At 73.6% G+C, this 20,518-nt stretch carries 19 protein-coding genes and 4 tRNA genes; 13 read left to right on the top strand and 10 right to left on the bottom strand.

The window, feature by feature from the left end; genetic code table 11:
• Nucleotides 1–113: 113 nt before the first annotated feature.
• The 3 genes from ACI783_RS13400 to ACI783_RS13390 all read right to left on the bottom strand — a co-directional run bounded on the left by ACI783_RS13400 (nt 114) and on the right by ACI783_RS13390 (nt 440).
• Nucleotides 114–187 (bottom strand) — tRNA-Phe (locus tag ACI783_RS13400).
• A 31-nt stretch (nt 188–218) separates the two neighbouring features.
• Nucleotides 219–295: transfer RNA gene (locus ACI783_RS13395), tRNA-Asp, on the bottom strand.
• A gap of 72 nt (nt 296–367) precedes the next feature.
• Nucleotides 368–440: transfer RNA gene (locus ACI783_RS13390), tRNA-Glu, on the bottom strand.
• Between the two features lie 153 nt (nt 441–593).
• On the opposite strand from ACI783_RS13390, the gene ACI783_RS13385 reads away from it, so the two are divergent.
• Entirely contained in the window at nt 594–1,232 is a 639-nt protein-coding gene (locus tag ACI783_RS13385) for an AMIN-like domain-containing (lipo)protein (RefSeq protein ID WP_457140894.1), read from the top strand.
• Between the two features lie 21 nt (nt 1,233–1,253).
• On the opposite strand, the gene ACI783_RS13380 is transcribed toward ACI783_RS13385, so the two are convergent.
• From ACI783_RS13380 to ACI783_RS13370, 3 genes are all read right to left on the bottom strand, one after another.
• A complete protein-coding gene (locus ACI783_RS13380; protein ID WP_457140893.1) occupies nt 1,254–1,592 on the bottom strand; it encodes a hypothetical protein in 339 nt (112 codons plus the stop codon).
• A 71-nt stretch (nt 1,593–1,663) separates the two neighbouring features.
• Nucleotides 1,664–2,266 (bottom strand): NAD(P)H:quinone oxidoreductase, encoded by a 603-nt coding sequence (gene wrbA / locus ACI783_RS13375; protein ID WP_457079721.1) that lies wholly within the window; start codon nt 2,264–2,266, stop codon nt 1,664–1,666.
• A gap of 72 nt (nt 2,267–2,338) precedes the next feature.
• Nucleotides 2,339–2,869, bottom strand: a complete 531-nt coding sequence (locus ACI783_RS13370; protein ID WP_457140892.1) for a GtrA family protein — start codon at nt 2,867–2,869, stop codon at nt 2,339–2,341.
• 190 nt (nt 2,870–3,059) lie between these two features.
• Between ACI783_RS13370 and ACI783_RS13365 the strand changes: the two genes are divergently transcribed.
• The 4 genes from ACI783_RS13365 (at nt 3,060) to ACI783_RS13350 (ending at nt 5,256) form a co-directional block, all read left to right on the top strand.
• Complete coding sequence (locus tag ACI783_RS13365) at nt 3,060–3,524, top strand: hypothetical protein (RefSeq protein WP_457140891.1); 465 nt, start codon at nt 3,060–3,062, stop codon at nt 3,522–3,524.
• Entirely contained in the window at nt 3,521–3,964 is a 444-nt protein-coding gene (locus ACI783_RS13360; RefSeq protein ID WP_457140890.1) for a VanZ family protein, read from the top strand. The genes ACI783_RS13365 and ACI783_RS13360 overlap by 4 nt, the downstream gene beginning before the upstream one ends.
• A 10-nt stretch (nt 3,965–3,974) precedes the next feature.
• On the top strand, nt 3,975–4,862 hold the full coding sequence (locus tag ACI783_RS13355) for a Rieske 2Fe-2S domain-containing protein (protein ID WP_457140889.1): 888 nt from the start codon (nt 3,975–3,977) through the stop codon (nt 4,860–4,862).
• Between the two features lie 321 nt (nt 4,863–5,183).
• Nucleotides 5,184–5,256: transfer RNA gene (locus ACI783_RS13350), tRNA-Lys, on the top strand.
• Between the two features lie 88 nt (nt 5,257–5,344).
• Here the strand turns inward: ACI783_RS13350 and ACI783_RS13345 are convergent.
• Nucleotides 5,345–6,841 carry a hypothetical protein gene (locus ACI783_RS13345; protein WP_457140888.1) on the bottom strand — a complete coding sequence of 499 codons (1,497 nt, stop codon included), beginning with the start codon at nt 6,839–6,841 and terminating at the stop codon, nt 5,345–5,347.
• Between the two features lie 434 nt (nt 6,842–7,275).
• Between ACI783_RS13345 and ACI783_RS13340 the strand changes: the two genes are divergently transcribed.
• Together ACI783_RS13340 and ACI783_RS13335 are read left to right on the top strand one after the other, a co-directional pair.
• Nucleotides 7,276–7,545 (top strand): hypothetical protein, encoded by a 270-nt coding sequence (locus ACI783_RS13340; protein ID WP_457140887.1) that lies wholly within the window; start codon nt 7,276–7,278, stop codon nt 7,543–7,545.
• Nucleotides 7,542–8,378 carry a hypothetical protein gene (locus ACI783_RS13335; protein WP_457140886.1) on the top strand — a complete coding sequence of 279 codons (837 nt, stop codon included), beginning with the start codon at nt 7,542–7,544 and terminating at the stop codon, nt 8,376–8,378. The genes ACI783_RS13340 and ACI783_RS13335 overlap by 4 nt, the downstream gene beginning before the upstream one ends.
• A 61-nt stretch (nt 8,379–8,439) precedes the next feature.
• Here the strand turns inward: ACI783_RS13335 and ACI783_RS13330 are convergent, their stop codons facing one another.
• A complete protein-coding gene (locus tag ACI783_RS13330; RefSeq protein ID WP_457140885.1) occupies nt 8,440–11,676 on the bottom strand; it encodes a glycosyl hydrolase 115 family protein in 3,237 nt (1,078 codons plus the stop codon).
• A gap of 226 nt (nt 11,677–11,902) precedes the next feature.
• Between ACI783_RS13330 and ACI783_RS13325 the strand changes: the two genes are divergently transcribed.
• The 3 genes from ACI783_RS13325 (at nt 11,903) to ACI783_RS13315 (ending at nt 15,251) form a co-directional block, all read left to right on the top strand.
• Nucleotides 11,903–12,610 carry a hemerythrin domain-containing protein gene (locus ACI783_RS13325; protein ID WP_457140884.1) on the top strand — a complete coding sequence of 236 codons (708 nt, stop codon included), beginning with the start codon at nt 11,903–11,905 and terminating at the stop codon, nt 12,608–12,610.
• A gap of 73 nt (nt 12,611–12,683) precedes the next feature.
• Nucleotides 12,684–13,424, top strand: coding sequence for an enoyl-CoA hydratase-related protein (locus ACI783_RS13320; RefSeq protein WP_457140883.1), 741 nt, complete (start codon nt 12,684–12,686; stop codon nt 13,422–13,424).
• A gap of 273 nt (nt 13,425–13,697) precedes the next feature.
• Entirely contained in the window at nt 13,698–15,251 is a 1,554-nt protein-coding gene (locus ACI783_RS13315; RefSeq protein ID WP_457140882.1) for a flagellin N-terminal helical domain-containing protein, read from the top strand.
• A gap of 55 nt (nt 15,252–15,306) precedes the next feature.
• Here ACI783_RS13315 and ACI783_RS13310 read toward each other — a convergent pair whose 3' ends face one another.
• Nucleotides 15,307–16,353, bottom strand: a complete 1,047-nt coding sequence (locus ACI783_RS13310; protein WP_457140881.1) for a YihY/virulence factor BrkB family protein — start codon at nt 16,351–16,353, stop codon at nt 15,307–15,309.
• A gap of 305 nt (nt 16,354–16,658) precedes the next feature.
• Here ACI783_RS13310 and ACI783_RS13305 point away from each other — a divergent pair, with 305 nt between their 5' ends.
• Nucleotides 16,659–16,829, top strand: a complete 171-nt coding sequence (locus tag ACI783_RS13305; protein ID WP_457140880.1) for a hypothetical protein — start codon at nt 16,659–16,661, stop codon at nt 16,827–16,829.
• A gap of 58 nt (nt 16,830–16,887) precedes the next feature.
• Here ACI783_RS13305 and ACI783_RS13300 read toward each other — a convergent pair whose 3' ends face one another.
• Nucleotides 16,888–18,708 carry an acyl-CoA dehydrogenase gene (locus tag ACI783_RS13300; RefSeq protein WP_457140879.1) on the bottom strand — a complete coding sequence of 607 codons (1,821 nt, stop codon included), beginning with the start codon at nt 18,706–18,708 and terminating at the stop codon, nt 16,888–16,890.
• 98 nt (nt 18,709–18,806) lie between these two features.
• Between ACI783_RS13300 and ACI783_RS13295 the strand changes: the two genes are divergently transcribed.
• Together ACI783_RS13295 and ACI783_RS13290 are read left to right on the top strand one after the other, a co-directional pair.
• A complete protein-coding gene (locus ACI783_RS13295) occupies nt 18,807–19,277 on the top strand; it encodes a hypothetical protein (protein ID WP_457140878.1) in 471 nt (156 codons plus the stop codon).
• Nucleotides 19,274–20,443 carry a zinc-dependent alcohol dehydrogenase gene (locus ACI783_RS13290; RefSeq protein WP_457140877.1) on the top strand — a complete coding sequence of 390 codons (1,170 nt, stop codon included), beginning with the start codon at nt 19,274–19,276 and terminating at the stop codon, nt 20,441–20,443. The genes ACI783_RS13295 and ACI783_RS13290 overlap by 4 nt, the downstream gene beginning before the upstream one ends.
• Nucleotides 20,444–20,518 lie beyond the last annotated feature (75 nt).

Raw genomic sequence — 20,518 nt, 5'->3', positions numbered from 1 at the left:
CCTCGGGCAGGTGCCTCGAGCTGCTGTCGACCGGCGATCTGGCGGACGTGGACCTCGATGCACGGCCCGCTGCGAGGACGCACCGGTCACACGGACTGGTGGTCGGGGCTGGGTGGGCAGGGGCGGGGTCGAACCGCCGACCTCTCGCTTTTCAGGCGAGCGCTCGTACCGACTGAGCTACCTGCCCCCACCGGACCCGGCTGGTGCCGGGCGCCGGATGGCGACCCTGACGGGACTCGAACCCGCGACCTCCGCCGTGACAGGGCGGCGCGCTAACCAACTGCGCTACAGGGCCTTGCGATCGTGCTGTTCTCTGGTGCGTGCCGTGCCGTGGTGCTCCGTGCCGGTCGCCCGGCTCGGTCCTGCGTGCCCCCAACGGGGTTCGAACCCGTGCTACCGCCTTGAAAGGGCGGCGTCCTGGACCGCTAGACGATGAGGGCTCATCAGCGCCGGAGGCATGGAGAACCATACATGCCCCTGGAAGCGCCTCCCACCGGGGGGTCGGGCGGGGGTGGCGGGCCCTCTGCCGGCGGCTGTCCGGCCGGACCGCGTGGCGGCTCCGGCGCAGGTCCCCGGCGTGCCAGCATCGCGGTGTGCGCATCCGCCGGTCGTCCCGTGGGGCCAGCTCCGTCGTCCTGCTGACCGCCACCCTGCTCATCGCCGGGTGCGGCCAGGGGGAGCCGACCGACACCGACACCGCCGCCTCCGGCGGGACGAGCTCCGGCGCCCCGGCCCCCACCGCGACCGCGACGAGCCCCGCTGCCACCCCGGGCGAGGGCGCCGAGCCCGTCGACGTGCCCACCGGCACGGCCGCCGCCAGCGGTGACCCGGCCGGTGCCGAGGGGCTGACCGCGACGTCGGTGCGGATCGGTGACCACGAGGGCTTCGAGAGGGTGGTGTTCGAGCTCGCCGGCACCGGCACCCCGGGCTGGCAGGTCGAGTACGTGGACCAGCCGACGTCGCAGGGGAAGGGCGCGCCGGTCGACGTCCCCGGCGAGGCGTACCTCCAGGTGGTCCTCACCGGCACGAGCTACCCCTACGACACCGGGGCCGAGGAGCTGGCCCGCGGCCCGGTGGGCAGCGGCACCGGGCCGGTCGAGGGCGTCGTCTACGACGGGACCTTCGAGGGGCAGTCGCTGGCCTGGATCGGCGTGTCCGACCGGCTGCCGTTCCGGGCGTCGGCGCTGAGCGACCCGGCGCGGCTGGTGGTCGACGTGGCGAAGGCGCCCTGAGCCGAGCGCCCTGAGCCGGGCTCAGCCCAGCGAGGCGGTCAGCTCGACCGAGTCGCTGTCCACCGACGTGCAGGCGAGCTCGAGCGGCCCGGCCGACACGGTGTCGCCCTCCCCGCAGGAGACGGAGGTGTCGCCCACCGAGAGGGTGGCCTGGCCGTCCTGCACGCCGCCGAAGTTGATGTCGGTGCCGAGCACCGTGGCGGTGGCGCCCTCGCCGGACAGGGTGACCGTGCACCGGTTGTCGGCGCAGGAGACGTTCTCCGAGCTGAAGCTGCAGGCGGTGAGCGGGGCCAGCAGCAGCGCTCCGGCGGCGAGCGTCGCGGCGGTGGACCGGGTGCGGCGGGCGGGCTGGGTCGGCATGCCCGGAGCGTAGGGCGCGCCGGAGCCCGAGCGGGGTGACCGCTCGGGCTCCGGCGGGTCGGCGCGGGGGCTCAGGCGACGAGCTTGGCGGTCACCTCGGCCAGGCGGCGCCCCTGGTAGCGGGCGGCGGCGAGCTCGGCCTCGGTGGCGGTGGCGGACTGGCCACCGGAGGCGTTCGAGACGCCGTACGGGTTGCCGCCGGCGGCGAACAGGAGCGGGTCGGTGTACCCGGGGGGCACGATCACCGCCCCGAAGTGGGAGAAGACGTTGAACAGCGTCAGGATCGTCGACTCGTTGCCGCCGTGCACGTTCTGCGCGCTGGTGAACGCCGTGGCGCCCTTGTTGGCGAGCTTCCCGGTGAACCAGAGGCCACCCAGGGTGTCGATGAACTGCTTCATCTGCGCAGCGGGCGTGCCGAAGCGGGTGGGTGTGCCCAGCGCGTAGCCGTCCGCCCACTCCATGTCGGCCGGGGTGGCCTCCTCGACCTCGCCCGCGGTCGTGTCGACGTGCGCCTGCCACAGGGGGTTGGAGGCGATGGCCTCGGCGGGGGCGAGCTCCGGCACCCGGCGCAGGCGGACCTCGGCTCCCGCGTCGGCGGCGCCCTCGGCGAGCGCGGCGGCCAGCTGGTGGGTGTTGCCGGTGGACGAGTAGTAGACGACGGCGATCTTCGCCACGGTGGACTCCTCGGGTCGGGCGTGGTTGCGGGTTCAACCAGCGGTGGCCCCGCTACCCGAGGGCCGGTGCGGCTACTCCTGCCGTTCGCCCGCGGCGGAGAAGACCCAGCTGCGCAGGGCGACGAACCGGATCAGCCCGATGAGCCCGGTGACCGCCGCGATCAGGCACAGCTGCGGGCCGGTGCCGATGTCGCCGACCAGGGCGTGCACCCCCGCCAGGGCGAGGGAGGTGGCGACCAGTCCGATGCTGGCCAGCCCGCCACCCTCCCACTGCGCGGTGAACCAGGAGACGCGGCCGTCGGCGTGGAAGGTCAGCCGCCGGTGCAGCTCGTTGGCCAGCAGCGTGGAGGCGATCGCACCGGAGAGGTTGGCGGGCTGGTCGCCCAGGGGGCCGAGGCCCACGAAGACGGCGGCGTAGAGCGCGCTGGACAGGCCGCCGACCACCACGAAGCGGGCGAACTGGGCGACGGCGTCGTCCTGGCGCAGCCGGACCGCGGCTACACGCAGCAGGGCGGTGGCCCGCCGTCGGCCGGCCGTGACCAGCAGGTGCCCCTCGTGGGCGCCGCTGATGGCGGAGCGCCGCAGCAGGGACGGGCAGGTCACGGGATTCCTCTCGAGGGCGGTGCAGGGCCTGGACGTGGTCAGGACCATGCTCGGGCATGGAACCCGTGTGACGCCTGTGAATTCCCGGTGCGTTGGGCAACTTCCCGTGAGGTCGGTCACCCGTCGAGCTGCCAGCCAGTTGTCAGGTGCGCGCCAGGCGCTCGTCAGGTGCCCACGCCAGCGTCGGTCCATGCGTGATCCGGAGCGTCGTTCCTGGTTGTTCGATCCCACGCTGTCCGGGGTGCTGGTCCGCGCCCACCGTCCCCCGTCCGCCGGGGCCGCGACCGAGGTGGTGTCGGACGTCCTCTGGGCAGAGGTGGTGGCCCTCCTGCGCTGGGCCGAGGCCACCGGCACCTGCCGCCCGGAGCTGGTGCCCGGGGTGGCGTGGCGGACCGCCGCCGCCAGCGCCGGACTGCTCGCCCGCCTGCCCGGGCTCTGCGCCGAGCTCGGGCAGGAGTACGTGCTGGCGCCGCCCCCTGAGGTCGACGGCCCGGCGTCCGCCCGGTTGCGGCAGGCCGCGGACCGGCTGGCCACGCGGCTGCGGACGACGGCCGGGGTCGAGGCGCTGCCCGCGCTGGCCGGGGAGGTCGACGCAGTCGGTGCCGCCGCGGTGGCGGTGGTGGCGGAAGGGGTCGACTGGGCGGCCTTCCGGTGACGACGGCGGGCACCCGCCGGGGCCTGGAGCTCGGCCTGGCCGGCGTGTTGCTGCTGGTCGCCCTCGTGACGCTGACCCCGGCGGCCGCGGGGGTGACCGCCTGGGCGGACCCGGTGGCCGAGCTGCGCTGGTACGCCACGGCGGCCGAGCGCCCGGGGGTCGCGGTCCAGCTGGTCGGGAACCTGCTGCTGCTGGCACCGGCGGCCGTGCTGGCGGTGCTCCGCTGGCCGGCGCTGCGGCCGCCGGCACGGCTGGGCACGGTGGCGGTCGCCGCCGGAGCCGCGATCGAGCTGCTGCAGTGGCAGCTGCCGCTGGGGCGGGTGGTCTCCCCGGTGGACGCCGCCCTCAACGCGGCGGGGGCGGTGGTGGCGGGCCTGCTCGCCGCGGGCCTCCTCGCCGCACTCGCCGACTCCCGGATTCCGGCCGGCCCTGCCGGGTAGGGGAGGGCGCATGAGCCTGCTGGGTGTGCTGGACCGCCTGTCCGAGGTGTCGAAGTTCGACGAGCAGCTGGAGGCCGCCCGCAAGGCGATCAACGGCCTGCTGCGACCGCAGGGCCTCAAGGACCTGCTGCACGGCAGCTGGCTGGGCCATCCGTTGCACCCGATCCTGGCCATGGTGCCGGTCGGCACCTGGGCCTCCGCCGGGATCCTCGACCTGGCGCCGCCGACCCGGCCGGCCGCCACCGTGCTGATCGGCACCGGGGTCGCCGCCAGCGTGCCGGCCGCGATGGCCGGTGCGGCCGACTGGTCCGAGCAGGACGACGACGTGCGGCGCCTGGGTGCGGTGCACGCGGTGGCGAACGTGGCGGCCCTGGGCCTCTACGTCGGCTCGCTGGTCGCCCGGGCGAAGGGGCGAGGTGGGCTCGGCCGGGCGCTGGCCTACAGCGGACTGGGCCTGGCGAGCGGGTCGGCCGGGATCGGCGGGCACATGTCCTACGCGCAGGCGGCCGGGGCGAACCACTCGACGGCGACCGCCCGGCAGATGACCACCGACTGGATCGACCTCGGCCCGCTCGACGACCTCCCCGAGGGGCGCCCCACGCTGCGCACCGGCGAGGGCCAGGGCACGCCGGTGCCGATCGCCGCCGTCCGGCGCGGACCGCGGGTCGACGCCTTCGTCGGCGCGTGTGCGCACGTGGGCGGCCCGCTGGCCGAGGGGGAGCTGGAGGAGGTGCACGGCAGCACCTGCCTGGTGTGCCCGTGGCACGGCTCCGCGTTCGACCTGGACAACGGGCAGCCGCGCCGCGGCCCGTCGGCAGTGGCCCAGGAGAAGATGGAGGTCCGCTACGAGGCCGGGCGCGCCTTCGCCCGGCTGCCGCAGCGGCACGTGCAGAAGTGACCGCCCGCGGCTGACGAGGACGAGCTGCGGCTGCAGGAACTGCTCGGCCGGGTGTGCTGACCGGCGCTCGTGGGCATCGGCGGTGGATGTTCTTCTTCTTCTCCAACCGCCTCGGCTGCCTGGGCTCCCTGCTGGTCAGCCTCGTGGTGACCGCGATCCTCGTGCTGCTGTTCATGGCGATCTTCTGAGGCCCGCGCCGGTCGCCGCCTCGCGGTTGTGCGCCGGCCGTCGGTCCGCCGTGGAGAGACTGACGGCGGGTGCGCAACGGTGGGCCCCGCCGGCGGTGTCTCTATCCTCGGCCCGGGACTCGTTCCGCGTCCCGGGCCTCTAGCTCAACTGGCAGAGCAGCGGACTTTTAATCCGCGGGTTGTGGGTTCGATCCCCACGGGGCCCACCTGGCGGTGCAGTTCCCGGGTGGGTGGGCGACCGGGGGTCACCCCGACGCTGAACGGGCGCTCTCCGGGCCCGCGCGTTGCGCAGCGTCAGGAGGCGAACCCGGCCCTGGCCCGGCGCATCACCGGGGCCTTGCTGATCCTGGCCAGCGACCACAGCACGGCAGCGACGAAGCACAGCCGGTTCGCCGACTCGCGGCCGGCTTCCTCGTCGAGCACCCCACCGTGCACGACGTCCGTCACGCCCAGCAGGCCGGCAGCGACCAGGAAGACCGCCGTACCGAACAGGTCACGGTTCAGGGCCTCCTTGCGCCCGCCGAGCCGGTAGACGACGTAGGTCGCCCACATCGCCATGATCTGGCTCAGCACCAGGGCCACCCCGAGGATGCTCGGGACGAAGACCAGGAAGACCCCACCGAACCTCAGCGCCTGCAGCACCGGGTAGGCGAAGATCCGCATCTCGGGCCGCAGCCGGTTGTAGACGAAGAACACCGCGCGCACCGTGAGCAGCAGGAGCGCCCACGCGATGCCGGCGGTGAGGAGCTCGTCGGTGCCGAGCTCGTCGAGGAGGACGGCAGCGCCCAGGCCGGCCGCTGCGAAGGCGGCGGCCCAGACCCAGGCCTGGAACCCCATCGGGTACTCCCGGAACCGCGCCACGCCCGGCTTGAGGGTCGGACGCTCCTCGAACCTCGAGGCGTGCATGTCGTTCTCGAAGTAGCCGATCTCGTACACCGACATCACCGACAGCAGCAGCAGCGGCACGATCACCAGGAAGTGGAGCAGGCTGTCCACGTCGTAGGCGATGGCGATGGCGATGACCAGGGCGTCCACCAGCAGCAGGCGGTCCAGCGTGTACCAGGGCGAGGACTTGACCCGGACGGTGTAGCGCAGCGGGATGTAGAGGCGCTCGCGGGCGGACATCCGGTCACCCTGCTGCGGCACGAGGAAGCCCGAACGGCACGCCCCCAGCAGGTCGGCGTCGTCGAGTGAGTCGGAGACGAAGACGGCACGGGCGACCCCGCCCTCGCCGACACTCCCGACCGCCTTCGTCGTCTTGCCCCCGGCGAACCAGGAAGGCCGGGCGAGCAGCGGCGTCGCCAGCAGGGCGGCGGACTCGTATTCGCTCCCTCTCAGCAGCCCCCGGATCACGAACGCCATGCCGAAGGAGATGATCGTGAGCCGCGACCGGTCGACGTCGGTGAAGAAGGCGTCGATCCCGGTGGCGCGGTGCTGCGCGAAGAGAGCCGGTGCCTCCCTCCGCCACCGGAGCAGGTTCCAGGGAGTCAGGACGACGATCAGGACGACGCAGACGTAATCCCGGATGCGGTAGCCGCTGCGCCCGGGCAGCAACCGCCACGGCACGCGCCCCCGCACCAGCAGGTCGATGACGGCGACGACCAGGGACGGCCGGCAGCGCGAGATGAAGAGCTCGGTGCTGTTGGCGGCGAAGAGCGTGTGGTCGAAGTCCACCAGCACGGGCGAGTCCGGCTCGGCTATCTCGCGCCGGACGGTGTCGGCGGTGACCGGCGACTGCCGCTGGACGTCGAAGAAGTCCGGCTCGAGCTGCTCGGTGGTGCTTTCGGGCATTCCTCAAGGTCTCACGACCGGGCGTGTGACAGGTGGGCCAGATGTGGCGTACTGGGTCACAAGGGCGTTCAACCGGCGACCGAGCGGGAACGTTCACCAGCCGGACGCCTGACGGGCCGCTGGTGTTCCACGAGGTGCGACCGATCGGCGCCGGCTCCTCTCGCGGCGGTGGGCCGACGCCACGCCGGGCCTGGGCGTCATCCGGCCCGCGAACGGTCGGTGACCGACGAAAGGCCAGGTCGGTGGCGTGCCGCATGTCGACAAGGTGGCCCTGGCGAGCGGTCGGCGACCTGTGAGGTGCCCTGCACAACGATCCGGTGACGGCGCTGTCGAAGACCTCGCCGAGCACGCCGCAGCAGGCCCCGTGAGCCCTACCTTTCGGCATGTCCGCGGCACTTCCCCAGCCGCGGCGTCCAGCACCGAGGAGCCCCCGCGTGACCACGTTCGTCGACCTGCCCACCAGGACGTCGCCCCGCCCGGCGGACGTCGAGACCGACCTGGCTGCCCTCCTGGAGCTGTTCACCGTGGCGGAGGCGGACGAGCCCGAGCCGTCGCCGGTGGAGAGCCTCCGCGGGTTCGGGGTGCGGCTGCGTGAGCTGGTCCGGTACTGGTCGCGGCGTGCGGCCGACTGGGGCGCGGCTCCCGGCACCGCCGCGGCGTGGTTCGACCGTCCGGTGCGCGTCCCGGTGGACGGTGCCCGGTGACCCTCCTCTGGCCGGTCGTCGCCGTCGGCGGCTTCCTCCTCCTCGCCGCGCTGGTCGTCGCGCTGGCCACCAGCTCCACGGCCCGCTACGAGTTCGAGCGCAACCAGGTCCAGGGGCAGCGGCGGGTGCCGGAGGCCGAGACCGTCCCGGCCGCCGTCGGGGCCGTCCCGGCGCAGGCGGGGTCGGGGGCCGAGCAGCAGCGGGAGAGCGCGACCGCCCGCGTCAGCGCGCACCCGGCCGGTGCACGGGCCGGCGCCCCGGCCGCGCCGACGGCATGGTGGCTGGTGGAGCAGTCGGCCGGCCGGTCCGGGGAGGCGGTCCTGGCCGGGCCGTTCCCCGACCGGATCGACGCCGACTGGGCGGCGATGGCCGCCGGGCGCGCCGGGTCGGCGCAGGCGGTGCACGGGGTGCTGCGCACGGACGGCCGGCTGGTGCGTCGGCCGCTGCCCGGGGAGCAGGCGTGGCTGGGCGAGCTGGGCACCCAGCTCGACCGGCTGCCCGCGGAGTGGGACAGCCCCCTGGCCGACGAGGACGAGCTGGTGACCCTGGTGGTGGAGATCGCCTCCGCCCTGGTCGAGGCCGGCCTGCCGCTGCACGACTGCGCGGGTGAGGGCGCCGCCGGCGGGGTCTGCCTCACCCCCGAGCCGGGGCGTCCGGGGGTCCTGGTCAGCTGGCACCAGCACGACCGGATGAGCCGGGACCAGGTGCACGGCGCGGAGGCGTCGACCGCGGTCCAGGCCACGATGAACCTGGCCGTCGCCGGGTGCCTGGAGTCGCTCGGCTTCGCCGTCGAGCCGTTCGGCGCCGCGGGCTGCGTGCTGGTCACCGCCTGAGGACGGCGGACAGCCCGGGCCGGCGAGGTGCCGACCCGGGCTGCCCGGTCACGCTGCTGGCTCAGCGAGGAGCGATGCGCCCCTTGCTGGCCCACAGGCTCTCCGGCGGGCCAAGGTAGCTCGGCAGCTCACCGCCGGTGTCCACCACCAGCTTCTGCAGCACCACCGTCGGGTCGACCATCCAGAACTTGAGCACGTGGTGACCCGGGGTCTCGATCACGTGCTGCGTCGTCGTCCGGTTGACGTTGTCGGAGGTGTTGCGCTGCCACTGCCGGTTCATGCTGGTGTCGTTCGCACCGGTCTCGGCGATGATGTCGACCACCTGCGGCGGCGCGTCGTCGATCGAGATCGCGTACTGCAGCCCCTCGGGCGGCAGCACGTCGTTGCGCGGGGAGAGGTACGCCGTCACGTCCACCGGGCCGGTGGTGGTCAGGTGCATCTCGTACGCCAGGTGCGGGCTGTCGCCACCCGGGGTCTGCCGCGGCGTGCGGAGCGGGTAGGGCTTCACCCCGTCGCTGTCCCGGCCGATGTCCGGGATCGTCGTCCAGGTGACGCCGTTGGTCTCGACGGCGCGGCTGTAGTGCTCCGCGTTCATCGATACGTACCCGCCGCCCTCGACGAAGCCCTGCGCGCCACGCACGTCGGGCTTCTCGATCACCGCGGTGACGACGACCTGCGCGCCGTCCGGACCGGTGATCGTCAGCGGCACCTCGGTGCGGCCGTGCGGTGCCCGGCCCCACTCCACGATCAGCTCCGCCCGCACCTGGTCGGTGACCCGGCCGCGCGGCTTGTCCAGGTGCACCCACGGCACACCGGGCGTGATCGAGTAGTCGAAGGCCTGGGTGCCCTTGTTGAACACCTCGACGTAGGGCGCCGGGGTGCCGGCGTACCGGCTGTACACCGGCAGCACCGCCGGCTCCGAGGACGCCGGCCAGGACTGCTCCGACCCCTCGATCGCCACGCCCATCTCCGCGACGGCCGGAACCTCGATGCGCTGCAGCGCCGGGTAGATCTCGTCCGGCAGCGCCTCGTGGTTCTCCTCCGGCTGCTGCCAGCCGGCGTTGGGTCCGTAGCGCTCGACGTCGCCGTAGCCGATGTGCGGCTGGGTCTGGAAGCCCTCCCACTTGCCGTCGGCGATCTCGGTGTTGTAGCGGTCGGCCATCGCCTGGTCCTCGGCGAAGTGGGCCTCGGCCTCGTCGGCCAGGCGGTTGGTGGCGGCCCGGCCCTGCTCCGCGTAGAGCAGGTTGGTGAACTGCGCGTTGCGCAGCTCGTAGACGTTGGCCGTCGCCTGCACCGGGTAGCCGACCAGCTGGAAGAAGGTGTCCCGCTGGGCGGGGAGCACCCGCTTGGACAGTCGCTCGGCCTGCGCGGCGAGCTCCTGCCAGTCGGCGGTCACCCGGTCCATCTCCCGGTAGGCGGTGAGGCTGAACGGGTTGCCCTCGTCGTCGTACAGCACCGCGGAGGGATCGGTCCGCAGGTCCTTGGTCTCGTCGAGGCTGATCGCCCGGTTCAGCAGCTCCGGCTTCCGCCGGGACTGCAGCACCCCGTACTGATAGAGGACCTCGGCGATGTCCCCGGCGAACGTCGGCCCGAAGTTCTCCGTGGCGAACCGCCGCTCCCACTCGTGCAGCTGGTCCAGGCCCCAGCGCTGGGTGTCCCAGGCGTAGTCGAGGAAGAACTGCGTGGGCACCTCGTTGCCCTTCAGGTCACCGACGTTGGTGACCCAGAGGTCGGAGATGCCGGCGCTGGCCGACTGCTCCAGCTGCTCCCACAGGTTCGGCAGCGGGGTGGTGTCGACCCACTTGTAGTTGCGGCCGTCGCCCACGTAGTCGAAGTGGTAGTAGAGGCCGAACCCGCCGGGGCGGGCGTCGGAGGGCTGGGGCAGCTTGCGCATGTTGCCCCAGTTGTCGTCGGTCATGATCACCGTGACGTCCTCGGGAGCGCGCAGCCCCTCGTCCCAATACCGCTGGACCTCCTTGTAGAGGGTCCACACCTGCGGCGTCTGGTCCGCCGGCTTGCCGGTGACCTCCTCGATGATCCGCCGCTGGGTGGCGATGATCTCCTGCATCAGGTCGATGCCCTCGCCGTCGGGCAGGGCGACGTCGCCGTTGCCGCGCATGCCGATGGTGACGACGCCCTCGAAGCCCTGGTCGACCATCCGCTGGATGCCCTCACGCCAGTAGGCCTCGATCGCGGCCCGGTTGCGGCGGAAGCTCCACTCGCCGGTGCCGCCGTAGGGGTCCGAGCCCGGCTCGACGATGTTCCCGGCGGCGTCGCGCTTGGCCGGGACGGCGTGCCGGTTCCACTCCTCGATGCCGCGCATCATCGGCGCCTCGTGCGAGGTGCCCATGACCACGCCGTAGCGGCTGGCGGTCTCGTGGTTGGCCGGGTCGTCCTCGGCGAACGCGCGGCCCCACACCGCCGGCCACAGGTAGTTGGCCTTCAGTCGCAGCATGGTCTCGAAGACCTGGCCGTAGAACTCGGCGTTGAAGCCGTTCGGGAAGCCCTCCGCCTTGCCCGGGCCGAAGAACCGGGGTGCCCAGCGGCCGAGCTGCGGGTTCTCGTCGTTGATGAAGAAGCCGCGGTACTTCACGTCCGGCGTGCCCTGGGTGTGCCGGCCGGGCAGCACGTACACCGTCTCGCGGTGCCGGGGCACGACGTCGTTCCAGAACTGCCACGGCGAGACGCCGATGCCGCGGGAGACGTCGTAGGCGCCGTAGATCGTGCCGCGCTGGTCGCTGCCGGCGATGACCAGGGCCTGCTCGACGCCGGGCATCGGGTCCTCGACGACCTGCTGGAGCGAGGTCTCCCACTCCCCGGCGACGCCGGAGACGTCGACCTTCCCCGCGGCGACGAGCGAGTCGACCAGTGGGCTGTGGCCGATCGTCCCGACGATGACGACCTCGCGCTCGGCGGGGACAGCTCCGGTGACGACCTCCGGCGTCTGCCCGGTGACCTGGGCGATGTCCTCGGCCAGGTCGCCGACGGCGCGCCGGACGCCCTCGAACTCACCCGGGTCGACCACCAGGGTGGCGGCCTTGCCGGGGACGGCGAGGGGGAAGCGGCCGGGGCCACCGGCGTAGGCGAGGTAGGCGCCCGGGTCCGTCGGCACGGTGGCCGACTGGCCGGGTGCGCCGGCGGGGGGAGGTGCCGCCGACGCCGAGGTGGCGCCGGCCGGCACGGTCAGGGCGAGCGCCAGGCCGACCAGGAGTGCGCGGTGCGGGGTGCGCCGCCACCTCCCGGGCTGACCGGCGCCGCGCCGGCAGGGCGGGCGTAGACGGAGGGCGGATGAGCTCATGTCCGGCTCCACGGTGAGGGACGGATGGGCGGGCAGTGCTGCCCGGACACGTCGTTCCGAGAAGTTCCGGAACCTGTGTCCGCCGTCACGGTAGGGAGGTCGCGAAGCTGTGGCAATGCTGGGAGCCGGATCAGTTCCGGCACCGCCGCAGGTGTAGTGCGCCCCGCGGTCGGGCATGTCCGACCGGTCGAGAAACGGCACCGCACGCACCCACGGGAGACCGTCCATGACCCGCTCCATCGCCGATCAGACCGTCGCCGAACTCGGTGGCCCGACGAGCGTCCTCGTCCGTCAGCGCAAGGACCACGCGGAGCTGGGCCGGCTGCTCACCGAGCTCGACGGCACGACCGGCCGGGAGCAGGAGCAGGTGCTGCGGAAGGTCGACCGGCTCGTGTTCAGCCACGCCTTCGCCGAGGAGACCGTGCTCTGGCCGGTCATCCGGCGGGTCCTGCCCGACGGCGACGCGCTGACCCGCCAGGTCGAGGAGGAGCACCAGGAGGTCAACGAGCTGGTCAGCCGGCTGGAGACGCTGGACCACGACGACCCGCGGCGGGCGGAGACGCTCGCCCGGCTGGTCGAGGTGCTCAACGAGGACGTCCGGGACGAGGAGGACGTGATGTTCCCCCGTCTGCAGGAGGCCCTCGACGCGAAGGCGCTGCGCCGGCTCGGGCTGCAGTGGGAGGTCGCCCGCCGGGTCTCCCCGACCCGGCCGCACCCGACCGTCTCCCGCCGTCCGCCGGGCAACGCCGTTTCCGGCCTGCCGTTGTCGCTGCTCGACCGCACCCGCGACCTGGTCGACGCCGGCGTGCAGCGCGCCCCGGAGCGCTTCACCCCCGCCGGCGAGACGGTCAGCCGGGGACTGGCCGCGGCGGCCGGCTGGGTCGAGCGGGTGCCGCTGGCCCGCCGCGGCGACGGGCCGCCCACCGCCCGCTGACCCGGCGACCGGCGGGCGTGGTCTGATCGGGGCGAACGGCTGGCACCGGCGCCGGCCCCGCCAGAGGAGCCGCATGTCCGGTGAGGTCCTGCTCGAGGTGGACGACGGCGTCGCCGTCGTCACGCTCAACGCCCCGCAACGCCGCAACGCGCTGACCCCGGCGATGGCGGGGGAGCTGATCGCCGCTTTCGACGAGGCCGACGCGCGCCCCGAGGTCGGGGCGGTGGTGGTGCGCGGTGTGGGCCGGTCCTTCTGCGCGGGCGGTGACGTGCAGACGCTCACCGCCGCGGGCCAGGACCCGGCCGAACCGGGGGCCTACGCCGACATGGGCGCCATCTACGACTCGTTCCTGCGGCTCGGCCGGGTGCAGGCCCCGACCATCGCCGCCGTCCGGGGCTCGGCGGTGGGCGCGGGGATGAACCTGCTGCTCGCCGCGGACCTGCGGATCGTCGCGCGGGACGCCCGGCTGCTGTGCGGCTTCCTCAAGCGCGGGATGCACCCCGGCGGCGGGCACTTCGTGCTGCTGTCCCGGTTGGTCGGGCGCGAGGCGGCGGCGGCGATGGCGCTGTTCGGCGAGGAGCTCGACGGCGCGGCCGCGGTGCGGCTGGGACTGGCGTGGGAGACCCACGACGACGACGCGGTCGAGGACCGGGCCCGCGAGCTCGCCGCCCGGGTGGCCCGCGACCCGGAACTCGCCCGGCTGGCGGCGACCAGCTTCCGGACCGAGACCGGTCCGCCCCAGCTCGGCTGGGAGGCCGCCAGCCAGTACGAGCGGCCGGCCCAGATGTGGTCGATGCGCCGGGTGCACGGCTGACGACAGGACCGGGAGCATCGCAGCGAGGTACGAGCGAGGAGCGGACCGGGCCGCGGAGTCGGCCCCGGGTGCACGGCTGACGACAGGCCCGGGAGCATCGCAGCGAGGTACGAGCGAGGCGCGGACCGGGCCGCGGAGTCGGCCCCGGGTGCACGGCTGACGACAGGCTCACCAGCCCGCCCGTTGTTCGGGTCAACTCCCCCGCGCGGCTGCCGTTGATCGAGGCGGATCGACACAGCGGTCACAGGAGCACCAGCCGGGGGGAGGGGGCGCATGGCGCTCAGCGTGCGGACGAACCTCCCCGCGGCGTCGGCGCACCGGCACCTGGCCGTCGGCGCCGGGGGCACGACGCGGTCGATCGAGCGGCTCTCGTCGGGGCTGCGGGTCAACCGGGCGGCCGACGACGCGGCGGGTCTGGCCATCTCGGAGGGGCTGCGCGCGCGGATCGGCGGCATGGGGCAGGCGCTCCGCAACACCCGCGACGCCATCAGCGTCGTGCAGACGGCGGAGGGGGCGCTGGCCGCGACCACCTCGGTCCTGCAGCGGCTGCGTGACCTCGCCGTCCAGGCGGCGAACGGCGGTGGCCTGGACCGGGCGGCCAAGCTCCACCTCCAGACGGAGGCCGTCCAGCTCAAGGCGGAGCTGACCCGGATCGCGGGGACGACGACCTTCGCCGGCACCCCCCTGCTCGACGGCAGCTACCACGGGGTCTTCCAGGTCGGCGCCGACGTCGGGGAGACCATCCACATCACCGTCGACCGTGCGCTGGGCACGCTCGGGCTCGGGCTGCAGGGGCTCAACGTCGCCAGCGTCGAGACGTCGCCGCCCGCCGTGATCCCGGCGCGCGGGCGTGTCGTCGATCCGGCGGCGGGCGAGATCCGGATCGCCGGGGCCACGACCGCGCCGGGCGGCATCCCCGGTCTGCGCGGCACCGTGCGGCTGGGCGCCGCCCAGCTCGACCTCGCCTCGATCACCTACACCAGCACCGACGCGGTGCCGGGGGTCAGCACCGTCGAGGCGCTCGACCAGCTCAACGCCGCGGCGGCGGCCGCGGGCATCACGCACCGCCCGGACCCGTTCGCCCTGGACGGCACCGACCTGGTCTTCCGCGGACCGGAGCCGGCCAGTGACGCCGAGGCCGCGGGGGCCGCCGAGGTGGAGTTCGTCGTCGCGGGCACACCCCCGGCCGACGGCGTCACGACCTGGGCGGCCCGGTACTCGTTTCCGCCGTCCCCCGGACTGCTGCTCTTCCGGGACCACCCCCCGGTCGAGCTCCCGGAGCTGCGCGGCCGGGTCTCCGCCGACGGGCAGGCGGTCGAGCTGGGGGCGGTCGTGTACGTGGACACCGACGGTGACGGCGAGATCGGCGAGGCCGAGGCGCTGGCGCAGCTGAACGAGGCCGCGCGGGCGGCCGGGCTCACCGTGGACCCGCAGGCGTTCCAGGTCCTGTTCCATCCCGGGGGGCGGGGCACCGCCTTCTGGGGCGCGACGCCGTCCGACACGGCGACCCCGGCCGAGCTGGCCGCGCTGACCCCGGTGTTCACCCCGGCGCCCCACCCGATCGATCAGATCGACGACGCGCTGGCGCTGGTCGCCACGGCACGGGCCGACCTCGGCGCGGTGCAGAACCGGCTCGAGCACACGATCGACAGGCTCGCGGTGGCGCTGGAGAACACCACCGCGGCGCGGTCCCGGATCGTGGACGCCGACATGGCCCAGGAGGCGACGGCGCTGGCGCGCCACCAGATCCTCGTCCAGGCCGGCACCTCGATGCTCGCCCAGGCCACCGCCACCGCCGACCGGGTGCTGACCCTGCTGGGCGGCTGACACGCGTCGGGTCCGGCTCCACGCGTGGGGCCGGGCCCGACGGTCGAGCGCAGGGTCAGGTGGTCTGCTGGCGCTTCGGCTCGGAGCGGGCGTCCAGCTGGATCTCCTTCTCCGCGCGCGGCACGCCGGCCTTCAGCTCCTTGGTCCGCTCCACCTCGGCGTCGAACTCGATGCCGAACAGCAGCGACAGGTTGATCAGCCAGAACCAGATCAGGAAGATCACCACGCCGGCCAGTGCCCCGTAAGTGGCGTTGTAGCTGCCGAAGTTCGCCACGTAGAAGGCAAAGGCGGCGGAGGCGACGACCGCCACCAGGATGGCGATGCCGGCGCCGGGGCTGACGAACTTGAAGCCGCGCAGCTTCGCGTTCGGGGTCGCGTAGTAGAGGACGGCGATCATCAGCGCCAGCAGCACCAGGATCACCGGCCACTTGGCCCACGTCCAGACGGTCAGCACGGTGTCGCCCAGCCCGATGGCCTGTCCGATCGCGTCGACCACCGGGCCGCTGAGCACCAGCATCGCCAGGATCAGCGCGGCGAACAGGATGCCGATCAGGGTGACTAGCAGCTGCAGCGGCTTCAGCTTCCAGATCTTGCGGCCCTCGCGGGTCTCGTAGACCACGTTGGCCGCCCGGGTGAAGGCCCCGACGTAGCCCGACGCCGACCAGATGGCGCCGGCCAGACCGAGGACCAGACCGAAGCCGGCCGCCGTCGAACTCCCCGCGACCTGCTGGATCACCGGGTTCAGCGTCTCGGCCGCGTCGTCGGGGACGACCTCGGTGAGCGCGGTGGTGAGCTCCTCCGGGTCGGTGAGCAGCCCGACGATGGAGGCGAGTGCGGTGAGCGCCGGGAACAGCGCCAGCACGCCGTAGTAGGTGAGCGAGGCGGCCCAGTCGGTGAGGCCATCCTCGCTGAACTCCTTCAGCGTGCGCTTGAACGTGCCACCGGTGGTGGGCTTGGGGTCGGCGCCGGTGGGCGCGAAGTCGGCCCGCTCGTGCGTGATGTTGTCGTCGTCCGGCGCGGTGTCGCGGGCGGCGTTCGGTTCGTCGGGGGAGGTGTCCCCCTGGGCGCCCTGCTGGGCGCCCCGTGCTCGTGCTCCGGCCATCAGGCCCTCCGGTGTGCCGCTGGTCTGTGTCGGACCTGCGGTTCCCACTCCGGGCGCCGGTCACGCCTGTGGGAGGACGCATTCCGGTGAGGGCTGTTCCCGACGGGTGGACCAGGGGTGAACACCCGGAGAACACGGCCGCCTCCGACCGCGCCGCACCGGGGAGAGCGACGAGCATCACATCGAATCGCCGAACAAGTCTCCCAGTGGACGGTTCGCCGGTGACGGAACGGGCACCGATCCGCCCAGAACGGCAACCGCTGGCTCCCCCCGGCGGTCCCCGAGAGGAAGTGTGGAGCAGACAGATGGTGTTGTGGCTGGCGGTGACCCTGGTCGGTTTCCTGGTGCTGACCGCTCTGGTGATCGCGATGGGCACCCAGTCGACGGCGCGCTGGGAGGCGGAGAAGCGGGCGGCGTCCGCTCCGCGGGCCCGGCATGCGGCCCCCGAGGGCGTTCGCGCCACGGCGGCTCTGTAGCCCCTCCCCGTACGCGCCCGACGGCGGTCTCCCAGCTGGGAGACCGCCGTCGTCGCGTTCAGAGCCAGTCGGGCGGGGTGTCCAGCACCGTCCGGTCGAGCGAGGCCAGCAACGCCAGCTGCGGCCCGACCTTCGGCAGCTCCCAGCGCTGGAAGAACCGCGCTGCCTGCCGCTTGCCGGCGTAGAAGGCGCCGTCCCGGCCCTGCTCGTCCCGCCCCTCAGCGGCCAGCGCCTGCTCCAGCCACAGCCAGCCGACGACGACGTGCCCGACCGCCTCCAGGTACACCGTCGCGTTGGCGAGCGCCTGCTCCGGGTCACCGTCGGCCCACAGCACACCGGTGACCGTGCCGATCCGCCGCACCAGTTCATCGAGGGTGGCGGCGAGGTCGGCCCAGGTGGTCTCCCGGGCCCGGAGGGTGGTGGCGGCGATGGTCTCGGCCAGCAGAGCCAGGCCCGCGCCGCCGTCGGCGACCACCTTGCGGCCCAGCAGGTCCAGCGCCTGGATGCCGTGGGTGCCCTCGTGGATCGGGTTGAGCCGGTTGTCCCGGTAGAACTGCTCGACCGGGAAGTCCCGGGTGTAGCCGGCGCCGCCGAGCACCTGGACGGCCAGGTCGTCCGCGGCCAGGCACCACTGCGAGGGCCAGCTCTTCGCGATCGGGGTGAGCACCTCCAGCAGGAGGTGGGCCCGGGCTCGCGCTTCCTCGGTGTCCGCCGTCCGCTCCTCGTCGACGAGCCGCGCGCAGTACAGGCCCAGCGCCAGCCCGCCCTCCACGTAGGACTTCGCCGCCAGCAGCATCCGCCGCACGTCGGGGTGCTCGATGATCGGCACCGGGGCAGCCCCGGCGTCGCCCGCCCGCCTCTTCCCGGCCAGCGGGCGGCCCTGGGTGCGGGTGCGCGCGTAGTCGAGAGCGTGCAGGTAGCCCGTGTAGCCGAGCGCGGTGGCGCCCATCCCGACGCCGATCCGCGCCTCGTTCATCATGTGGAACATGTAGGTCAGGCCGCGGTGCTGCTCGCCGACCAGGAAGCCCACGGCACCGGGGCGGCCGCCGGGGGTGTACCCGCCCTCACCGAAGTTGAGCAGGGTGTTCGTCGTCCCGCGGTAGCCCATCTTGTGGTTGAGCCCGGCCAGCACGACGTCGTTGCGCTCACCGAGGCCGCCGTCCTCGCGCACGAGGAACTTGGGCACGACGAACAGCGAGATGCCCTTCACGCCGGGCGGGCCGCCGGGCACCTTGGCCAGCACCAGGTGGACGATGTTCTCGGTGAGCTCGTGGTCGCCCGCCGAGATCCACATCTTGGTGCCGGTCAGCCGGTAGCTCCCGTCGTCCTGCGGCTCCGCGCGGGTGGTGATGTCGGCCAGCGACGAGCCGGCCTGCGGCTCCGACAGCGCCATCGTGCCGAACCAGCGGCCCTCGGCCATCGGCGGCACGAAGGTGCGCACCTGCTCGGGCGTGCCGTGCGCGACCAGCAGGTTCGCGTTGGCCATGGTGAGGAACGGATAGGCCGAGGTGCCGATGTTCGCCGCCTGGAACCACGCGTGCACCGCCTGGTTCACCACCGCCGGCAGCTGCAGCCCGCCCAGCTCCTCGGGCAGCGCCGCCGCGGTCATCCCGGCGTCGGCGAACACCCGCAACGCCGCGGCGACCTCCGGGATCAGCTGCACCCGGCCGTCGACGACGTGCGGCTCGTGCTCGTCGGCGGCCCGGTTGTGCGGCACGAAGTGGTCGGTGGCGATCTCCGCGGCGAGCTCGAGCACCGCGTCGAAGGTCTCCCGCGAGTGCTCGGCGTAGCGGGGGCGCTTCGTCAGCACCTCGACCTGCAGCCACTCGTGCAGCAGGAACTCCAGGTCGCGGGCGCTGAGGATCGACGACGGGGGCACGGGCTCCTCCTGGCGACGGCGGTGTCGGGTGGGCCGGGGCCCGCGCCGCCAGGCTAGGCCGGGTGTCCGGCGCAGGCCGGTCGGGTACGAGCCGGGCCATGGACCTGTCCAAGATCGTGACCCGCGCGACGGGCCTGGCCAGTGGGGCCGGGAGCGGCGCGCTCAAGCAGCTGCAGCACCTCCGGGTGCCCGGGGTCGGTCAGACCTCGGTCACCGACGACCCGCGGACGGCGGCCCGGCGCTGGCGGGCGGTCACCGTGCTGACCGACGTCGACGCGCTGCGGACGACGACGCCGGCGCCGCTGGCGGCCTTCGGCGACCGGCTGGAGGTCCGGGTGACCCCGGCGCCGGGCGACCGGGGTGCCGAGCTGGCCGCCCGCTTCCGCGGCCCGGTGACGCAGGACGAGATCGGCGAGCTCCGCGCGGCGCTGCGGGAGGCCAAGCAGCTGGTCGAGGTGGGCGAGGTGCTGCGGGTCGAACCGCAGCCGCACGGCCACCGCAAGGAGACGCCGCAGGGCGCCGTCCTGGACGGCATGACCCGCGACGCGGGCAAGGAGGGAGTGCTGTGAAGGCCGCGACCTGGACCGGGGTGAACGAGGTCTCCGTCGAGGAGGTCCCCGAGCCGCAGCTGCTCAACGACCACGACGTCATCCTGAAGATCACCCAGTCGGTCACCTGCGGCTCGGACCTGCACCTGGTGGGCGGCTACATCCCGTTCATGCGCGCCGGTGACGTGCTGGGCCACGAGTTCATCGGCGAGGTCGTCGAGGCCGGGCCCGCCGTGCGGAACCGGAAGGTGGGCGACCGGGTCGTCGTCGCGCCGTTCGCCGCCTGCGGCAACTGCTGGTACTGCAAGCAGGAGCAGTACTCCCTCTGCGACAACGGCAACGCGAACCCGGGCATCACCGAGGGGCTGTGGGGCCAGAGCCCCGGTGGCTGCTTCGGGTACTCCCACGCGATGGGTGGCTACGCGGGCAGCCACGCCGAGTACATGCGGGTGCCCTACGCCGACGTCGGCACCTTCGTCGTCCCCGAGGGCGTCTCCGACACCCGGGCGCTGTTCGCCTCCGACGCCGCCTCGACCGGCTGGATGGGCGCCGACCTGGCCGGCACGAAGCCCGGGGACGTCGTCGCCGTCTGGGGCGCCGGCGGAGTGGGCCAGATGGCCGCCCGGGCAGCGATGCTCCTGGGCGCCGAGCAGGTCGTCGTCCTGGACCGGGTGCCCGAGCGGCTGGCCCAGGTGCGCGAGAACGTGGGCGCCGAGGCGGTCGACTACACCACCACCGACGTCCTGGCGGAGCTGCGCGAGCGCACCGGCGGCCGCGGTCCGGACGTCTGCATCGAGGCCGTCGGCATGGAGGCGCACAGCCCCGGTGCGCCGGGCGTCTACGACCAGGTCAAGCAGCAGCTGCGGCTGCAGACCGACCGGCCCACCGCGTTGCGCGAGGCGATCATGGCCTGCCGCAAGGGCGGGTCGGTGTTCAGCCTCGGCGTCTTCGCCGCGATGGTGGACAAGTTCCCGATGGGCGCGGTGATGAACAAGGGCCTGACCCTGCGCGGAGCCCAGGTGCACGCCCAGCGGTACATCTCCGAGCTGCTGGAGCGGATGGCCCGCGACGAGCTGGTCACCGAGCACCTGGCCACCCACGTGCTGCCGCTGAGCGAGGCGCCCCGGGGCTACCAGATGTTCAAGGACAAGACCGACGGCTGCGTGCGGGCGGTCTTCGAGCCCTGACCCCCGAGGCGGTGGACCGGCCGCCGGTCGAGCATGGGCAACGCGTCGCGGGACACGCCGATCACCGGCGTGTCC

The organism is Modestobacter sp. SYSU DS0511 (genome assembly GCF_054050755.1).
This window is presented reverse-complemented; position numbering and strand designations above follow the sequence as displayed.

Excerpts from the sequence above, each read along its gene's own strand:
- ACI783_RS13320 (WP_457140883.1), top strand. The coding sequence starts at position 12,684 with ATGTCCGGTGAGGTCCTGCTCGAGGTGGACGACGGCGTCGCCGTCGTC.
- ACI783_RS13380 (WP_457140893.1), bottom strand. The coding sequence starts at position 1,592 with ATGCCGACCCAGCCCGCCCGCCGCACCCGGTCCACCGCCGCGACGCTC.
- ACI783_RS13315 (WP_457140882.1), top strand. The coding sequence starts at position 13,698 with ATGGCGCTCAGCGTGCGGACGAACCTCCCCGCGGCGTCGGCGCACCGG.
- ACI783_RS13365 (WP_457140891.1), top strand. The coding sequence starts at position 3,060 with ATGCGTGATCCGGAGCGTCGTTCCTGGTTGTTCGATCCCACGCTGTCC.
- ACI783_RS13305 (WP_457140880.1), top strand. The coding sequence starts at position 16,659 with ATGGTGTTGTGGCTGGCGGTGACCCTGGTCGGTTTCCTGGTGCTGACC.
- ACI783_RS13325 (WP_457140884.1), top strand. The coding sequence starts at position 11,903 with ATGACCCGCTCCATCGCCGATCAGACCGTCGCCGAACTCGGTGGCCCG.
- ACI783_RS13310 (WP_457140881.1), bottom strand. The coding sequence starts at position 16,353 with ATGGCCGGAGCACGAGCACGGGGCGCCCAGCAGGGCGCCCAGGGGGAC.
- ACI783_RS13295 (WP_457140878.1), top strand. The coding sequence starts at position 18,807 with ATGGACCTGTCCAAGATCGTGACCCGCGCGACGGGCCTGGCCAGTGGG.
- ACI783_RS13330 (WP_457140885.1), bottom strand. The coding sequence starts at position 11,676 with ATGAGCTCATCCGCCCTCCGTCTACGCCCGCCCTGCCGGCGCGGCGCC.
- ACI783_RS13345 (WP_457140888.1), bottom strand. The coding sequence starts at position 6,841 with ATGCCCGAAAGCACCACCGAGCAGCTCGAGCCGGACTTCTTCGACGTC.
- ACI783_RS13355 (WP_457140889.1), top strand. The coding sequence starts at position 3,975 with ATGAGCCTGCTGGGTGTGCTGGACCGCCTGTCCGAGGTGTCGAAGTTC.